This window comes from Actinopolymorpha sp. NPDC004070, from assembly GCF_040610475.1.
In the GTDB taxonomy this organism is placed as follows: Bacteria; Actinomycetota; Actinomycetes; order Propionibacteriales; family Actinopolymorphaceae; genus Actinopolymorpha.
In genome coordinates this window covers 279,731-295,897 of the sequence record NZ_JBEXMJ010000009.1, presented here as the reverse complement: position 1 = coordinate 295,897, position 16,167 = coordinate 279,731, and the positions used below count along the sequence as shown (strand labels likewise).

Annotated in this window: 13 protein-coding genes and 2 pseudogenes; 6 read left to right on the top strand and 9 right to left on the bottom strand. The window is 66.9% G+C overall.

The window, feature by feature from the left end:
- Nucleotides 1-206: 206 nt before the first annotated feature.
- The 3 genes from ABZV93_RS18465 to ABZV93_RS18455 form a co-directional block, all read right to left on the bottom strand.
- Complete coding sequence (locus ABZV93_RS18465; RefSeq protein ID WP_354937283.1) at nucleotides 207-893, bottom strand: GNAT family protein; 687 nt, start codon at nucleotides 891-893, stop codon at nucleotides 207-209.
- Nucleotides 894-917: 24 nt separating this feature from the next.
- A complete protein-coding gene (locus ABZV93_RS18460) occupies nucleotides 918-1,259 on the bottom strand; it encodes a VOC family protein (protein WP_354937280.1) in 342 nt (113 codons plus the stop codon).
- 141 nt (nucleotides 1,260-1,400) lie between these two features.
- Nucleotides 1,401-3,209, bottom strand: a complete 1,809-nt coding sequence (locus tag ABZV93_RS18455) for a hypothetical protein (RefSeq protein WP_354937277.1) — start codon at nucleotides 3,207-3,209, stop codon at nucleotides 1,401-1,403.
- Between the two features lie 721 nt (nucleotides 3,210-3,930).
- On the opposite strand from ABZV93_RS18455, the gene ABZV93_RS18450 reads away from it, so the two are divergent.
- Entirely contained in the window at nucleotides 3,931-4,596 is a 666-nt protein-coding gene (locus ABZV93_RS18450; RefSeq protein ID WP_354937274.1) for a nitroreductase, read from the top strand.
- Nucleotides 4,597-4,756: 160 nt separating this feature from the next.
- On the opposite strand, the pseudogene ABZV93_RS18445 reads toward ABZV93_RS18450, so the two are convergent.
- Nucleotides 4,757-4,983, bottom strand: a pseudogene (locus ABZV93_RS18445) (IS1380 family transposase); the annotation flags it as partial.
- Between the two features lie 98 nt (nucleotides 4,984-5,081).
- Between ABZV93_RS18445 and ABZV93_RS18440 the strand changes: the two are divergent.
- The 3 genes and pseudogenes from ABZV93_RS18440 to ABZV93_RS18430 all read left to right on the top strand — a co-directional run.
- On the top strand, nucleotides 5,082-5,426 hold the full coding sequence (locus ABZV93_RS18440; protein ID WP_354937272.1) for a YciI family protein: 345 nt from the start codon (nucleotides 5,082-5,084) through the stop codon (nucleotides 5,424-5,426).
- Nucleotides 5,427-5,623: 197 nt separating this feature from the next.
- Nucleotides 5,624-5,839, top strand: a complete 216-nt coding sequence (locus ABZV93_RS18435; protein WP_354937269.1) for a hypothetical protein — start codon at nucleotides 5,624-5,626, stop codon at nucleotides 5,837-5,839.
- 28 nt (nucleotides 5,840-5,867) lie between these two features.
- Nucleotides 5,868-6,089, top strand: a pseudogene (locus tag ABZV93_RS18430) (YbaB/EbfC family nucleoid-associated protein); the annotation flags it as partial.
- A 179-nt stretch (nucleotides 6,090-6,268) separates the two neighbouring features.
- Here the strand turns inward: ABZV93_RS18430 and ABZV93_RS18425 are convergent.
- Both ABZV93_RS18425 and ABZV93_RS18420 read right to left on the bottom strand, forming a co-directional pair.
- Nucleotides 6,269-6,727, bottom strand: a complete 459-nt coding sequence (locus ABZV93_RS18425) for a carboxymuconolactone decarboxylase family protein (RefSeq protein WP_354937266.1) — start codon at nucleotides 6,725-6,727, stop codon at nucleotides 6,269-6,271.
- 419 nt (nucleotides 6,728-7,146) lie between these two features.
- Nucleotides 7,147-7,785: an HD domain-containing protein gene (locus ABZV93_RS18420; RefSeq protein WP_354937263.1), complete on the bottom strand. Its 639-nt coding sequence runs from the start codon at nucleotides 7,783-7,785 to the stop codon at nucleotides 7,147-7,149.
- Nucleotides 7,786-8,179: 394 nt separating this feature from the next.
- Here ABZV93_RS18420 and ABZV93_RS18415 point away from each other — a divergent pair, with 394 nt between their 5' ends.
- Nucleotides 8,180-9,157: a GlxA family transcriptional regulator gene (locus ABZV93_RS18415; RefSeq protein WP_354937260.1), complete on the top strand. Its 978-nt coding sequence runs from the start codon at nucleotides 8,180-8,182 to the stop codon at nucleotides 9,155-9,157.
- Nucleotides 9,158-9,650: 493 nt separating this feature from the next.
- Here ABZV93_RS18415 and nhaA read toward each other — a convergent pair whose 3' ends face one another.
- A complete protein-coding gene (nhaA, locus tag ABZV93_RS18410; RefSeq protein ID WP_354937257.1) occupies nucleotides 9,651-11,537 on the bottom strand; it encodes a Na+/H+ antiporter NhaA in 1,887 nt (628 codons plus the stop codon).
- A 641-nt stretch (nucleotides 11,538-12,178) separates the two neighbouring features.
- Here nhaA and ABZV93_RS18405 point away from each other — a divergent pair.
- Nucleotides 12,179-13,408, top strand: coding sequence for a GAF domain-containing sensor histidine kinase (locus tag ABZV93_RS18405; RefSeq protein ID WP_354937254.1), 1,230 nt, complete (start codon nucleotides 12,179-12,181; stop codon nucleotides 13,406-13,408).
- Between the two features lie 235 nt (nucleotides 13,409-13,643).
- Here the strand turns inward: ABZV93_RS18405 and ABZV93_RS18400 are convergent, their stop codons facing one another.
- Nucleotides 13,644-15,260 (bottom strand): NAD(P)/FAD-dependent oxidoreductase, encoded by a 1,617-nt coding sequence (locus tag ABZV93_RS18400; protein WP_354937251.1) that lies wholly within the window; start codon nucleotides 15,258-15,260, stop codon nucleotides 13,644-13,646.
- 354 nt (nucleotides 15,261-15,614) lie between these two features.
- On the bottom strand, nucleotides 15,615-16,139 hold the full coding sequence (locus ABZV93_RS18395) for a flavin reductase family protein (RefSeq protein WP_354937248.1): 525 nt from the start codon (nucleotides 16,137-16,139) through the stop codon (nucleotides 15,615-15,617).
- Between the last annotated feature and the right edge of the window lie 28 nt (nucleotides 16,140-16,167).

The following is a 16,167-nucleotide window of genomic DNA, read 5'->3' as shown; positions in this document are numbered from 1 at the left end:
GATCTTGGCGCCCATCCGGGCCCGCGAAGGTCGATGACCGTACGGATCTGCAGGCGCTCCAGCGTGGTCGCGATCCTGGTCGGACAGGTACGACAACGCCGAGCTGCGGTACAGGATGCCTGGCCTGATCCGCCGGCCGCCGGCCGCCGACGATGCAGAAACCCCCGACCGCACGCGTGGGCAGCGCACCGCCCAGCGGAGTCACCTCACCTGTCCGGTGAGGCTCCCGCCCCCAGCCGGAAGGAACGGCTGCCCGGCGGCAGGTGCCTGGCCAGACGTTCGAGCAGCCGAGCACGCGCTTCTGGCCATTCGTCGGCCACGATGGAGTACATCGCTGAGTCCCGCAGCAGCCCTTCCTCACCAGGAGCCCACGACCGCGACCACCGGCGCAGTACGCCCTCGAAGCTTGCGCCGACGCTCTCGATCGCCGCGCGGGAGCGGATGTTGCGTGCGTCGGTCTTCAGGTCGACCCGGGCGACACCGAATTCGGTGAACGCGTGGTCGAACAGCAGCAGCTTCGCCTCGGTGTTGATGCCGCGGCCCTGCGCCGACGCGGCCAGCCAGGTGAACCCCACCTCGACCGCGCACAGTCCTCCCCCGTCGGGCCATGGCCGTGGATCCCAGTACGCCGTGGCGCCGACCGCGCGTCCGGAGGTCTGCTCCATCACGGCGTACGGCGCAAGCTTCCCGGCGGCCGCCCGGGCAAGCTGGGCGTCGATGTATGCCTTGACCTCGCCGGCGGTGGGCACCCAGGTGAATGCGTACGGACGCCGGTCCTCCTCACCTGCCCGGGCAAGGTCGCCGGCGTGATGATGTCCGAGCGGTTCCAGACGTACGAGACGTCCTTCCAGCACCGGACAGGTGAATGTGGTCCCGGGTGAGGAGACGTGCATCAGTGTCCTCCGTTCGAATACGTCTCATGCGCTCTGGCTCGAGTAGTACTGGCACAGGCAGAACTCGTTGCCGTCCGGGCCAGTCAGGACCACGGCGACACCTTCGTCGTAGTCGTGGCGCTCGCGTGTGAAAGAACCACCGAGAGAGATGACCTCCTCGATGCCCACTGCGATGTCGTCGACCACGATATCCAGGTGGATCCTGGTCTTGCCCACTTTGGGCTCGGACACCGGCTGGAACACCAGCCTCGGCAATAGGTCGTCGCGGCCTCCGAGGTAGACCCATCCAGGCTCGGACGAACCTTCCTCGCGGCCGAGCAGTTCACTCCAGAACCGCGCCACTCGGCGCGGGTCAATGCAGTCCACGGGTGACGCCGCTCCAACGGTTCGTCACGGGTATCGCTCCTTCCGTCAATCAGAGCAGGCACCCTTGCCGGTGAAGATACCTCGGGTGGATGGGCAGGTGAAGCTCGTCAGCGCGTTGACCGTCGACTCCACCGTTCTGGTTCATGGCGGGGTGCCCGGCGAGCAGATACCGCCGGTGTGGGTCAGCTTCAGGGTCAGCGGCCGGCGTAGGAGAGTCGGCGGGCGCGCGGCACTTCCACGTCGTCGCGTGGTGAGAGCAGCCAGACCGGATTGCCGAAGCCCAGAAGCACGTCCTCGGCGTCGCGGACCTCCACACGTAGGTAACGCCCGTTCTCCCGGTCCAACTGGAACCTCAGCCGACCTGAAGCGAACGCCGAGACAGGGTAGGTGTGCCGGGTGACCGCGGGCGTCGCGGGGCGGTGCGATCACACTCCCCCACCACGACCTGCACTGTCGCGTTCTCCGGCAGGTTGTTCGCCACGATGTCGACCGGGACGCGAGTCGCCGGGGTCCGTACGACCCGACCCATCGCCCGCCGACCACCCACCGCCAGGTCGAGCTGCCCGGTCGGCCACAGTCGCTGGTGGTACCACCATGCCTGGCCGCCGGCAGCGCGGTGAGGAGCTCCCGTGCCTGACGCGACCCCGCCCACACCGCGGTGGTGTAGAGGTGGGGCTTTTCCTGCCAGTCGCGGCCTCCGTGGTCGTCGACCTGACTGGTCGCGGTCAGGAAGATCGCGTTCCGGGCGGCCACGTCGTACTGGTCGATCCGGTCTCGGATCACCGTGAAATCGCCGTCGGCGTTGGCGACCTCGATGAGGTCGGCTCCCAGGGCGCGGCTGGCGACCAACTCGGCGGGGTTGATGGGCGGGTGGTTGTACTGCACGAGCGCTCCCCGCTCGTGGTACCAGGCCACCATCGCCTCGGCTGCCTCGACCGAGTTGTCGAGGACGGGCGCCTTTCCCCTCGTCGGGTACGGGTAGAGCTCGAAGTCCTCCATGAACACGTTCATGTGACGCACCATCGACACCTCGGCGGACAGAAGCTGGGTCACGCCCGGGTACGTGCTGCGCAGTTGCCGCATCAGGTCGCGCTGGGTGCGAATTGGCCAGTGCAGCGGGTCACGCGTACGGTCGATGCGCAGGCGGTCGAACACGCCGGACGCGGTGGCGCCGTTGCGCGCCCGTACGCCGAACCGACTCCGTGCGAGCCCGGAGTCCTCGGCCACGAGGTCCGGCCAGAACGCCCGGATGTCGTCGACGGGGTGCATGGTCAGCCGCTGCCAGCCTCCGTCGGACTTGACCGCCACGACCCCGATCAGTGGGTCGGCCAGGCTGCGGCCGGCCGTGGCCGCGAGCCGGTACTCCAGCACGTAGACACCCGCGGGCCGGCCGGCCGTTGCAGGACGGTAGGACGTCTCCAGCTGAACGACGAGTTCGGCGTCGGGCCCGATCCGTTCGCCGAGTACGTCGACGGTGAAGGTGGTGTCGGACAGGTTGGTCGAATAGAAGCTGTTGCCAGCCTTCGCCCACAGGAACGAGGCCCCCCACTCGGCCTGCGGTCCGGACGCGCTGACGCGCAGCGCCTTGCCGGGCTCGTTCGGGCTGTGCGGGTCGTCGACGAAGGCGTGCTCGGCATCAGTGACTGCGCCGTCGTTCTGCACGAACCACTGCAGGCCACCGTTCTCGTCGGTGCCGTCGAACGCGATGCCGTCGTAGTAGCCGTACGCCTCCATCCGCCAGTCGTGGTCGGTCCACCAGACCACATCGATGTCGTTTCGGACGGCCTGTTCGAGCTGGGCCATCATGCTCGCACCGCCCCCACCGGCGGCCCAGCTGCCGCCCTCGCTGAAACAGGAGTGCGTGTGCAGCACCATGCTCACCGCACGGTTGCTCGTTACCCCCGTCACCGCCTCGTCGGCGAACGCGGCCGGGGTGGTTGTGGAACCCACGGCCGCAGTGACACCCAGCCCGAGTCCCATTCCCAACATTCCTCGACGCGAGAAGCCCCTGTCTGCCACGTGTCGTTCCCTCCCACGTGTGGCGCGAACGAAGTCCTTCGCGCATTCGAGGAAACGGTAGCGACCGGATACTGGGAGCGGAACACGTCGACCGATGAATTATCCGACTGGCGCGGCAACGTTCACCGGCAAGCCGTCAACGGTCATCCAGTCGATCGAACGTTGAGCACTGCCTCCCCATCGACTCCCTGCGCGGCTGCCGGAGCGACGACTGACGTGCGGCCGGACGCGGACACACGAAGTCCGACGTCAGGGCCGCCTGAGTAACAACTTTCCCAAGCGGGGTAGACGTCTCGCCGTCGTTTGTCGGTCCCGCCAACGCCATTGGCGCCCACTACCGTGCCGCTGCCGTCCGGTCATCCCGAACTTGCTGGCGACCACTGGGACGTACTGAGCCCCGGCGCAGCTCGGCAGCTACGCCAGCCTGCTGGTGAGGAACAGCGACAGGTCAACGAGCAGGTCAACCGGCATATCGGCACGTTGTTTGTGCTGGCCCGCTCCCGTCACGGTTCCGTCCGCGATGTCGAGCGGTACGCTCGCCCGCGCGTACCGACGCCGGTTCGCCCGGCACCTCAACGAACGCGACCCCGTTGCACGTCGCCGGCACCGACGACGGTAAAGACATGGTTGTCGTTGGTGAGAGGACGAGAACGTGGATGTGTATGAAGCTGTGAACAGTCGCCGGGCCGTGCGGGCATTCAGCGATGAGCCGGTACGCAAGGAGGTACTCGAACGAGTACTGGACGCAGCATCGCGCGCGCCTTCGAGTGGAAACCTTCAGCCATGGCATGTGTATGTCGTGACCGGCAAGCCCTTGGCCCAACTGAAGAGGCGCGCGACCGCTCGGGCACTAGCGGGAGACCCGGGCGATGAGCGAGAGTATCCGATGTACCCGGCCGAAATGACCTCGCCATACCTGGACCGTTTTTCCTCTGCGGCCGCCCAGAGGTACAAAGCGCTGGGGATCGCCCGCGACGATCCCGACAGGCCCATGAAGATCGCCGCCTTGAACTCAGAGGCGTTCGGCGCACCGGTCGTGCTGTTCTGCTACCTCGACCGGTCGATGGGGCCCGGTCAGTGGGGGGACGCGGGGATGTACCTACAGACGATCATGCTGCTGCTGAGGGCGGAAGGGTTGCACAGCTGTCCACAGGTGATGTGGACGATGTATCGCAAGACCGTCAGCGAGATAGTCGGGGCCGGTGACGGCCTCGTGCTGTTCTGCGGTGTCTCGGTGTGTTTCGAGATGGAAGGCGTGCCGCAGCTGCGCACAATGCGGGCGGACATCGCAGAAACAGTGAGCTTCCTCGGGATGTGACACTGAGGGTCACTGAGCCCGAATCCACCGATGGCTTATAGGTGATCGTTTCGGTGTGGGATTGGCAGTTGGGGTTGTGGTCGGGCAGGGGCTTTCGCCTGGCCTGGTTGCCAGGGTGTCCACGTTCGGGGTTCCGGATCGCGCCGTTGAGGCTGGGTGGTCAGGTCGTTGCCGGGGTGGGTGGCCCGCAGCCGAGGACGGTCGTGAACATGCGGGTCCACGCGCTTTCCCACGGCCAGGCGGCCGGCAGATACAGGACGATCCGTCGGGCGGAGGTTGCCAGGCGTGCGGGGACTGCGATCAGTTGGCGCGGATGGTGGCGGTGGTCGCCTTGGCCAGCGCGGGACCGGTGAGGGTGGCTGCGGCGCGGGTCAGGTTGAACGGAATCCCTTCCGAATCTCGTCGTACAGTCCTGTCGAATTGGGGTGGACCGCTCGACGTAGAGGTGTACCGACCCAGAACACAGGAGCAGGAAGGCACCCGTCATGGCTCAATACGCGGTTCTGATCTACGCGACCGATTCCGCCCACCGCCCGAATCACACCGCCGAAGACACCGAGACGTGCGACCGGCACGCCGAGGAACTGGAGCGGACCGGCGCCATGGTTGCGGCCTGGGCGCTGACTCCCCGAGACCTCGCCACCTCGGTGCGCGGCGACACGATCATCGACGGCCCGTTCGTGGACGCGAAGGAGGTCGTCGCCGGCTTCTACATCCTCGAGGCGCCCGACCTGGACGCGGCGCTGGCGATCGCCAAGCTCAACCCGGCCTGCCAGGAAGGCGGAGGGGTCGAGGTCCGACCCGTCGCCGGCGGCGGATTCGTGGAGTAGAGGTCCGGATGACCGTGCGGGCAACCGTCGACGCGGCCGCATCTGTAGTAGGCGAGTTCGTGCGCTGGATGGTGCCAGGACTTGCCTCGTCGTCGACGCCAGCTGTCCACAGGACAGGGCGTTAGTCACTTACGGACCTGACCTGGCCGCTCGTCGCGCTCGGTGCGCAGTCCACCTACGACCAGGCGCAGCACTTCATGGACAAGGCCGTCGACGCGGTTAGCACCTCACTCGGCGAGGTTAGCTCCGCTGTTCACAAGGTGGCCGCCTGGTACAAGAAGGCCGAGGAGGACAACACCATCAAGGGTCCGGACGACCAGGCCGCCGCTCTCCTCAGCGCTCTGGACCGAGAGCAGGCGTCCGCCCAAGCGATCCGGCCGAGAAGCCCGGGAGTGTCCCGCCCGAGCGCTTGACGGCAAGCTGGCGGACCTCCACGAGCAGTTGCACGAGATGTCCGCCTTCGTCGAGGAATTGGTCAACGGTACCTACGACGGCGTTGACGAACGCGGTGCTGTCGAGGTTTCGGTCCACGGCACCGGGGAAGTCACGTCGCTGAAGATCACGGCTCGGGGTATGCGCGACCTCGACGCCGAGGAGCTCGGACGGGCAGTGATCGAATCGGTCCAGGCAGCGCAGCGCACCATGAGTACGTCCATGAAGGCGGACCTTCAGGAACGCCTGGGTGTCGAACTTCCGGACCCCGCCCAGACAGATTTCGAATCGGCGCTCAGGTTGGACATCCCCAGCAGATCGTGGCCTCGGACGCGCTCAGACCTGCGCCAGCTCGCGCTAGCTGTCCGACTGATTCCACCATCACTTCACCGCCGGTGTCACCGGCGAGGTCAGCTGCCGACGGGGTACCGGCTGGTGATCGCGACGCGGTTGAAGGCGTTCATCACGGTTGCCAGCCAGGCGACTGCCGACACCTGGTCCGCCGTGAGTACGGCCGCGGCGGAGTTGAAGTCCTCGTCGCTGACGTGTCCGTCCGCCACGCGCGTGATCGCCTCGGTCAGGCGGAGGGCGGCACGGTCGGTCTCGGAGAAGTAGTCGGTCTCTTCCCAGCCAGGTAGCACGGCGATCCGGTCGGGGGCTTCGCCCTTCTCGAGGGCGTCGCGGGTGTGCATACGCAGGCAAAATGCGCAGCCGTTGATCTGGGAGGTGCGGATCTTCAGCAGTTCGACCAAGAGCGGGTTGAGGCCTGCTTCGGCGGCGGCCTCTTCTACCCCCGACGACATGGCGATAAGGGCCTTGTAGGCGGCCGGGTGCTGCTTGCCGATGTTGACGCGCTGGGTGTTGGTCATGGTTCCTTTGATTCCTTCGTGTGGTCTTCGCCGTGTCCTTCGGGTGCGTGGAGGCAACCCGAGTGCACAGCCCCTTCACGTGCAGGGCATCTTCGTCTGTCCGTTGGTTCTCATCAGGGAGACGAGGCAGGGCCCTCAGGGCGTGGCCATCGAGTCCGCTCCTTCGTTGTCCCCAGTAGTCACCGCTTACTTCGGCCGGTCATCCTCGGTGCGGAGAGCAGCGGGTGACGCCGGCAGCACGTACTTCCGGTGCTCCAGGCGTCACAGGCGCAGGGCACTCGCAGCTGCGTAGTAGGCCTCGTTGGGAAGTTGCGCACGAATCGCCAGAGCGCCATTGTGCATCCACTCGAGGAGCACGACGAACGAGGCACGACCTCCGAGACGACGCCCGTTGCCGACATGACTGACACCGTTCTCACTCAGCTCGGCCAAGGTGCGCCGAGCATGCGCTCGACCGTCGTTGTGCGCTGGAAGCCGGGGATGAAGTGCTCGAGCACGTCGGAGTTCACGGTGCCGTTCGTGGTTTCGGGGCGGTTTTTCAGCCCCTCGACGTAGGCTCGCAGGAACTGGTTCTTGAAGTCCCCTCGTGGGTGGACGGCGAGGATTGCGTCCAGCTGGACGCGGTCCAATCCGTCCAGGCCGAAGCCCATCACCTCGGTCAAGACGCCGAGGTACGTGGTCGCGATCTCCGGGCCCATCCGGTCGGGGATGCCCGGCGTGGTGTGCAGCGCTATCGCCGTCCAGACGGCGTCGGCGGCGGCGGTCGAGAAACCCCGCTCCAGGAGGAACTTGCGCGCGTGATCGGCGCCATCGACTTCGAAACGCTGCTCGACGTCGGAAAAGGGAGTCAACAGACCGGTATCGTGAAACATTGCCGCCACGTAGAGCAACTCTGGATCCGGTTTCACACCGAGCCTGTGAGCGTGAATCAGGCTGAAGAAGAAGACCCGCCGGGAGTGGTGGTAGATGAGGGGGCTGGTCGTCTCCTGGATGAGCCGGGTCGCCTCGGCGACGGCCGCTGTCTCAGGAATCTCCAACCCCGCGATGACCTCTGCCATGACCTCTGACTTTCTGGGGACTGTGCTGGCTGTGGACCGTGTGTCCGATGTCCATGCTGCCGGCGGGGCGGCGTGCGGCGCTGCCTTCGTCCGGCCAGGAAGCACTTAAATCCGGACGGGGCGAAATCGCAGCCGGGTGCTCCACCACGACCGCTGCACTGACTCTCGTGACGACCCGCACCCCGCCGCGGCACCGCGGAACCACCCCAAGGCGGCCGGAGGGGGGTGGCTTCGGCGCCCGCTGCCGGTTGAGCAACTCCGCCCACGAGGGCCCCCGTCATCCCAGGATGACGGTGTGCTACCAAGGAACGGTGTTCATGCCTTCTGCGTCGCCGGCTCGACCGCGGTCGGTGCCGCCGGGGTCCGCCCGGTCACCGGCTCTGGAGGGACCGGAGTGGTGAACGCTGCCCCCCATCGCGTCGCGATCCTCGTCTACGACGGAGTGACGTTGCTGGACGTCGCCGGTCCCGCGGAGGTGTTCAAGGAGGCGAACCGGTTCGGCGCCGACTACCGGACCGTGCTGCTGTCGCCGACCGGTGCGGGCGTCACGTCGAGCCTCGGGGTCCAGCTCGCGGTCGACGGCGCCGTCTCGTCGGAGTCGGCTTTCGACACGTTGCTAGTGGCCGGGTCCGACCTCTATCCGCGCGCTCGTGTCCCCGGCGACCTGGCGGACGCCGCGCGGGTACCGGCGGCTGTGGCCGGCCGGATCGCGTCGATCTGCACTGGGGCGTTCGTTCTCGCCGCCGCCGGCCTCCTCGACGGCAAGCGCGCGACCACACACTGGAAGGTCGCGCACGAGCTCGCCGCCCGTTGTCCGACGTGCCGCGTCGAGCCCGACGCGATCTACGTTCGCGACGGCACCACGTACACGTCGGCAGGGGTGACGGCCGGCATCGATCTGGCGCTCGCTCTCATCGAAGAGGACCACGGGCCCCGCCTGGCGCGCGACGTCGCCCGCGCCTTGGTGGTGTACATGCAGCGTGCGGGCGGCCAGTCCCAGTTCTCGGCCCCGCTGCAATTACCGCCGCCCCGCTCGCCGGCTCTCCGTAAGATCACCGACTTGGTGGCGGCGAACCCCCGCGGGGACCACTCGCTCGGTGAACTCGCGAAACACCTCAACGTGAGCACGCGGCACCTCACCCGGCTTTTCCACGACGAGCTGGCCACGACACCGGCCCGCTACGTGGAAAACATCCGATTCGACATGTCCAGGGCGCTGCTCGACCAAGGACATACCGCGACGCAGGCCGCGGTCCTCGCCGGGTTCCCCAGTTACGAGAGCATGCGACGGGTTTTCGCCAGGAAGCTGTCGATCAGCCCCACCGCCTACCAACGCCGGTTCAGCACGGCCCGCCGCGCCAACGCGGGTTAGGTTGACGAGAAATGCGATTTCTCTTGGAGCCTCAGCAACTTGCCATCAAGTGCAGGGATGAGCACGCCGGCACTGTCTGCCAGGCCTGTTTTGTGGATCTTGGTTGATCCACAGGATGAGGCCGGCGACGGTGACGGCGGTGCGGTAGTGAGCGGCGAGCTTTTCATAGCGGGTGGCGATTCCTCGGAAGTCAAAGCCAGCAGCAAACACGCACGACGACCCGAAGACGCCGAACGCTGAGCTCATCCGACGGCTCAAGGGCCAGCGATGCCATTCGTTCCTCGTAACCCGCACGGTGGCTGGCTGGCCGATTCCGCCAGACCCATCACCGGGACCAGCCCAGCCGACGACACCAGATTCGGCTCGTCGAACACCGCAGAAGTCGCCGCGAACCTGTGGGACAGCTGCATGTTGCGGATGCCGTTCGTAGTGTCAGTTTCGACCGACGTCACGGAACCTACCTCCCCCGAGGTCACGCTCCCGGCACGCTCGTCTACGACGCTATTCCTGCCCGTATCCGGGCCAGGCGTACCGCCGTCGACAGCGCGGCGATGTCGTACGCGCCGTGGTGTCGCTGGCCGTTGACGAAGAACGTCGGCGTTCCGGATACCTCGCTGAGGTCGGCCGAGTCGATGTCCTCGGCGACCCGGGCCGCGCCCCTATGGCTCCGGAGATCCTCACGGAACCGGTGGACGTCGAGGCCAAGAGCATCGGCGTAGTGGACCAGGTCACTTGGCTTGAGGTCGTCCTGCTGATCGAGCAACAGGTCGTGCATCTGCCAGAACGCGCCCTGCATGTCGGCAGCCTCGGCCGCCTCCGCGGCAAGCTGGGCCCGCGGGTGAACGTCGTTGAGGGGAAGATGGCGCCACACGTAGCGGACGTCGCCGCTCTCGGCGAGAAGCTCTCGCAGAACTGGCTCCGCCCGTCCGCAGAAGGGGCATTCGAAGTCGCCGTACTCGACGACGGTGACAGGAGCGTCGTGGGGGCCGCGCAGGTGATCACGAGCTGGGTCGACCGGTACGCCAAGGTCGATCATGGCGTCGGTCTCACCCAGGAGAGCACGGCTGCGAAGGTGCGGCGGAAGCGACGCGATGATGCGGAAGACGACCCCACTCAGCACCGCCGCGCAGAGCGCCGCACAGAGGATGCCGATCTTCGCGTCCTCGAGCTGGCGGCCGGTGAAGGCGAGGGTGGCGATCAGCAGAGACAGCGTGAAGCCGATCCCTGCGGTCATGCCACCGCCGGCCACTGCCGCCCACCCGACCGGCGGACGGATCCGACCCCGGCTCAGCCGAGTGGTCAGCCAGGTGGCAGCGAAGATTCCCACGGGCTTGCCGACGACATAGCCGATCAAAATCCCGAGGGTGATCGGAGAGGTGAATGCGTCGGCGAGGATGTCGCCGGTGACGACGACTCCGGCGTTGGCGAGCGCGAAGACCGGAACGATCAGGTAGCTCGTCCATGGGTGATACAGCAGCTGCAGCCGCTCGTTTGGTGAGATGGCCGACCCCACCCCCAGCCGTGCCAACCGCGCCAGCTCCGGTGTCGGCTGCTCCCGGAAGCGCCGGACCAGGTCGGTCGCCCGCTCCAGTTCACTGCGGCTGGCCGGATAGGCGTAGGCGAGCATGCCCATCAGTAGTCCGGTGAGTACCGGCTCGATACCGGACTCGAACAGCGCGACCCACATCCCGACGCCGAGCACCAGATACACGGCACCGTGGTGGACGCCGGCGGCGCGGACAAGCAGGACCATACAGAAGAATCCCAGTGCGACCAGCAGGGCGGCCACCCGAATCCGCTCGGAGTAGGCGACCGCGATGACCACGAACGAGGCGATGTCGTCCACAACGAAGACAGTGAGCAGGAACGCACGCGTTCGCACCTGCACGCGAGGACCTACGACGGCGAGCACGCCGAGCGCCAACGCAGTATCCGTCGACATCACCGTGCCCCAACCGGACGCTGAGGAATGCCCTGCATTGAGAACGAGATAGATACCGACAGGGACGGCCATGCCGCACAATCCGGCAACCAGCGGGAGCACCAGCCGCCGCCGATCGCGTAACTCCCCCATGTCGAACTCGCGTCGAGCCTCGAGGCCGAAGACGAAGAAGAAGAACGTCATCAGTCCGGTGTTGACCCAGCCCCTAATGTCTTGGGTCAGACCGAACGCGCCGATCTCGATCGACATCGGGCTTCGCCACACCATGTCGTACGACGTCGCGTCGGCGTTGGCCCACACAAGCGCGGCAACCGCCGCCACCAGCACAACGACAGCGCTACCTGTCTCCGTTCGGACGAACTCGCGCAACGGCGTCGGCACAGCGCGGGACCAGACCGTGCGCGCTGACAACGGGACGTCTGGCTGAGGACTCGTCACTCCAGGCATTCTCCGTCAGATCCGTCGACCGCGCCGACGCCGATGCCAACGCCGAAAGTGTGTTTCACCTTCATCGGTCCCATGACCGCCGAGTCACACCGGCCAGCGCAACCTCGGCAGTCTTTGGTGCTCAGCCGCGCCAACGCGCCGTCCACCACCCGATCCGGGGCGGAATCCACCCCGAATCATCGCGGCATCGCCAACACCTTCGGCCTGTTCTACAACGGTGATGGCGTTGAGTGCCCGCGCGGCCGCGAAGATCCCAGGTAAGGCATTTAGGCCATATGGCCCGACCTAGACCGAATGTCTACTGGCTGGGATTAGAGGCAGATAGGTATCCACCCTGACCATCAGGTGGAAGCCGACCCTTGCTGCACACATGTAGGGGCCACCACCTGCAGACTTCCAACGCGGTTACCAGCTCTGCAAGCTTCGCGATTCGACGAAGGGTCCCTACGCCGCAAATGGGCGCCTAATAGAACGCTGGACAGTGCTGGGCCGCAGATCCTCTCATTGAGAGAATGCCGTTCCCTCCCGGGAAGAAGTCGGTCGGTTTACTTGTTCGACTATCGCAACATTGCCGTGGGTTGCCCAGGTGCATCAGAGGTGAGCAATGCTGAATCGCCGCATAGTAGTGACCAGTGACAATCACCCCCGCAGAGGTTGATACGTTGACTAAGTTGCTGCACAGTTCATTAAAGATGCCCACATCTAGCGAACAAGCGCTCCATCGTCGTGAGGCGTGGCTGCAGGCGACTGTGGAGATCACCTCGGCGATGCTGGCGGGCACCGGGACGGATGCGTTGTGGTCCCTCATCGCGAGCAGGGCCCGCGTGGCCTCGAATGCGGACGTGGCCCTGGTCGTGTTGCCTACCGGCGACCCGAACTGGCTGATGAACGTTGCCGTGGACGGCGAGGGCGCCGACACGCTACTGGGTCAGCGGGTTCCTCTGAACGGTTCAATCGCTGGACTGGCGTTGACCACCGGCGAGCCGCAGCTCTGGAACGACTGGGGCAAACACTCCAATCTCTACCCTCCAGCGCGCTCATGGGTGGCTCCCTTCGGTCCGGGCATGAGCGTCCCGATCGTGGACCCCGAGGGAGCCCAGTTGGGCACGTTCAACGTCGGCAAGCGTCGGGGCCGGCCCAACTTCGACGACCTGGACGTGGCAATGCTCAGTTCGTTCGCCTCGCAGGCCGTGCTGGCCAAGCAGCAGGAAGAACACCGCACCCAGGCCGAAGGTCTGCGCCTGCTGGAAGAGCGCGACCGGATCGCCCGCGACATGCACGACCACGTCCTCCAGGAACTCTTCGTCACCGGAATGAGACTGCAGAGCATGGCCGCTGCCGCAGACGCCGAACCCCGCGCGCGGCTGCGGCAGCGGCTGCTGGAGACGGTGGCCACGCTCGATGACGTCATCGGCCAGATCCGTATGACGATCTTCGGGCTTCGCCCCTCCCCGGTGCCGTACCAGCAGTCCGGTGATGGCGCGCGGCAACGAGTGTTGAACGTCGTTCACGACGCCACCCCGTCACTCGGGTACGCGCCGTCGATCCACTTCACCGGCCCGATCGAACTGGTCGACGACGCCATCACCGGCGATCTCCTCGCGGTCGTCCGCGAAGCACTGTCCAACACCGCTCGGCACGCCCACGCCACCCAGGTCAGCGTCGACGTCACCGTCAACGGCAGCGGCCTGACCGTCCGTGTCTGCGACAACGGACGCGGCATCGGCGACACGACCCGCCGCAGCGGCCTGCGCAACCTCCGTGTCCGCGCCGAACGCCACCACGGCACCTTCACCATCCACAGCCCTGGCGAGGGCGCCGCCCTGACCTGGAACGTCCCTCTTCCTCCCGAACGGGCCTAGACGGTAGCGCCAACGCCCACCCCAGGTCGCACATCAGCTCGCGGACAGTTGGGGGTGTGCAGTGCGGGACGGGACGCGAAACGACGTACGCCAGTGCTCACCAAGAACCACCCGACGGTGATCTTGGTGGCAGAGGTGCAGTTGCCCATTGCCTCGTCGTCCCGAACCATCGGCTGCGGGCGCGCGAGTTCGTCGGCCGGGCGCTCATCGTCGGCCGGCACGGCGGGCCACGGGGTCATGTACGCCTGGCCAGTCGCTCACCAAGTCGGGTCAGTCGGCCAGGCTCGGTGAGGGCCTTCGCGACGACGTGGCCGGATGCTCCGTTGAGTCCGGCTCCCGGATGAGTCGAGGCACCGATCTGCCAGAGCCCGTCCACCGGGGTCGCGTGTCGACCGGCGGAGGGTAACGGGCGCCACAGATAGCTTTGGTCCAGTTCCGCCGAACCGCCGTACGGGTCGCCGTCGACGGCGTTCGGATTGCGCGCTTCTAGGTCGGTTGGAGTCACTATGTCGACCGCGCGGGTCCGATCGTGCAGATCGGGTGCGTGCTCGGCGATCTGGTTCAGCACCCGCTTGGCGTAGCCATGTGCGAGCGCGGCGGTCCAGCCGGAGGCCGTGTCGAGCTCACCGGCGGCGTCCCCGCGCGGGAGGTGCGGCACCTCCTGGAGTTGCAGCCAGAGGCTGGCGGCTCCGGCAGGTACCCGGCTCGGGTCCAGGACGTACTGCTGCCCGACCACCAATGTCGGCCTCCTCGGCAGCAGCCCCGCCTCCGCCTCCGCGCAGGCGATCCCGGTGCTGCTTGACCCGTCGGACAGATGGACGAGCGGAATCGTGCCGAGGCGTTCGTCGCGCCAGCCGATCGGTCCGGACAGGGCGACATGGATCTGCATCGCCGCCCGGCCGTAACGAAACCTTCGAGCCTCCTCGACGATCGCGGGCGGCACTGTCCCCTCCGGAAGCAGGTCGTCGTAGAGCGCGGTAGGGGTCACGGAGGCGACCACGGCCCGGCGTGCCCGGATCGCCCTGCCGCCGGCCAGGACGCCGGTCGCGCGGCCCTCCTGGACGAGGATGCGTTCCACCCGTGTCCCCGTCTCCACGCGCACGCCGAGGGAGTCCAGCAGCAACCGGAACGCCGCCACGAACCGACCGGCCCCACCCAGGACCACCGGGAGGCCGAACCCGTGCAGCGTCGCGGCCAGCAACGGCGCCGTCAGCCCGCCCGACGCGTGGTCCGGCGACAGCCCGGCATGGAGCAGCCACGGCACCAGGAGGTGATCCACCTCTGGCCCGCGGTACTCCCGGCGCGCGTACCCGCGCCCGCTCGTCGCAACCGAACGCAACAGCTGTTCCATGCCGTGACGGCCGCTCCTCCTGACCAACCCGGCCGAATACCGCACCAGCGCGGGCGAGCGAAGCTCACTGCTCATGAGCCCACCGATCGACCCCATGTTCTCGGCCAGGAAGGCCAGCGAGGCCAGATAGGCCGCCCGGTCCTCACAGTGCTCGAACTCCGCAACAGTGCGTTCGGGGTCCCGGTGTAGAAGCGTCGTCCGCCCGTCGGCGGCCACACTCCCGGTCGTCCAACCGTCGGTGTTGCGGTACTCGAGACCATGCTTGTGCAGCAGGTCGCCGAGACTTGCGTATGCCGCACCGGAGACGAACAACGGCTGCCACGAGGAATAGGTGTCGTGCAGATAGCCGGGGAGCGTGCGCTCCTCTGTGGCGATAAAACCTCCGATGTCCCGGTTCCGTTCGACCAAGACGACCGACCAGCCAGCCAGGGCAAACTCCGCCGCCGCGACCAACCCGTTGACGCCAGAACCCACAACCACCGCATCCGCATCGTCGGACATTGACCTACCCCTGCTCGACGACACACCCCTCCGCATGTCCTCTCCTAGAACCTTCCCCGAGAGCCGACGGACGTCCCGAAGCCTGGCGATGCCGGGTCGGCTTCGTCCCCGCCGGGCGGACGTAGACACGCGACGCCACCCTGCCCCGGCTGCGGCATGGCACCGGTGCCGCGCCCATTACGCAGCAAAGCTCATGCAGTGACCTCGAACGCCGACCTGGCATACCTGTCGGCGACAACATGCAAGGTGCCCTTGTCGATGTCGCAGAGGCCCGCCGCCGACGTTTCGGATAGCCGCGATGCCGCGGCAGCAACTGCCGCCTGGTTTCGCGCCTGCTGCCACCCATGCGGACCGTTATCGGGTGTCCACCAACGAAGAATCCGCCGGTCCGGACCGGCCGACAGGACGTAAGGAGTCGACGGTGCGGTACGCACCGGCATGGTAGACGAGCGGTGCGTGCTCCCTGCTCGTGCCGTCGATGATCCGTGCGACCACCAGGTGGTGGTCACCCACCGGGAAACGGTGCTCGACGCGGCCTCGCAGCACCCCGGCCGCGTCGTCCAGCACTGGTTCGCCGTCGTCGGGCAGTCGGGACCACCGCGTCGGCGGCGCGAACCGGTCGATTCCACTGGTGGCGAACGTCCGGGCCAGCGTGTGCTGCTCGGCGTCCAGGAAGTTGACCACCACCGACTCGGCCACGCTGATCGTGCGCCAGCTGGAGGCGTTCGTGGACAGGGCGAACGACACCAGCGGTGGGTCCAGCGAGATCGAGGCCAGCGAGGTGGCGGTGAATCCGGCCGGGCCGAACCCCGCGTCCGCGGTGACCACGACCACCCCCGCGGCGTATCGCCGGAACACCGACCTGAACAGGTCGGGCAAGGGTTCGGATCTGCATGGGTTCGCTACC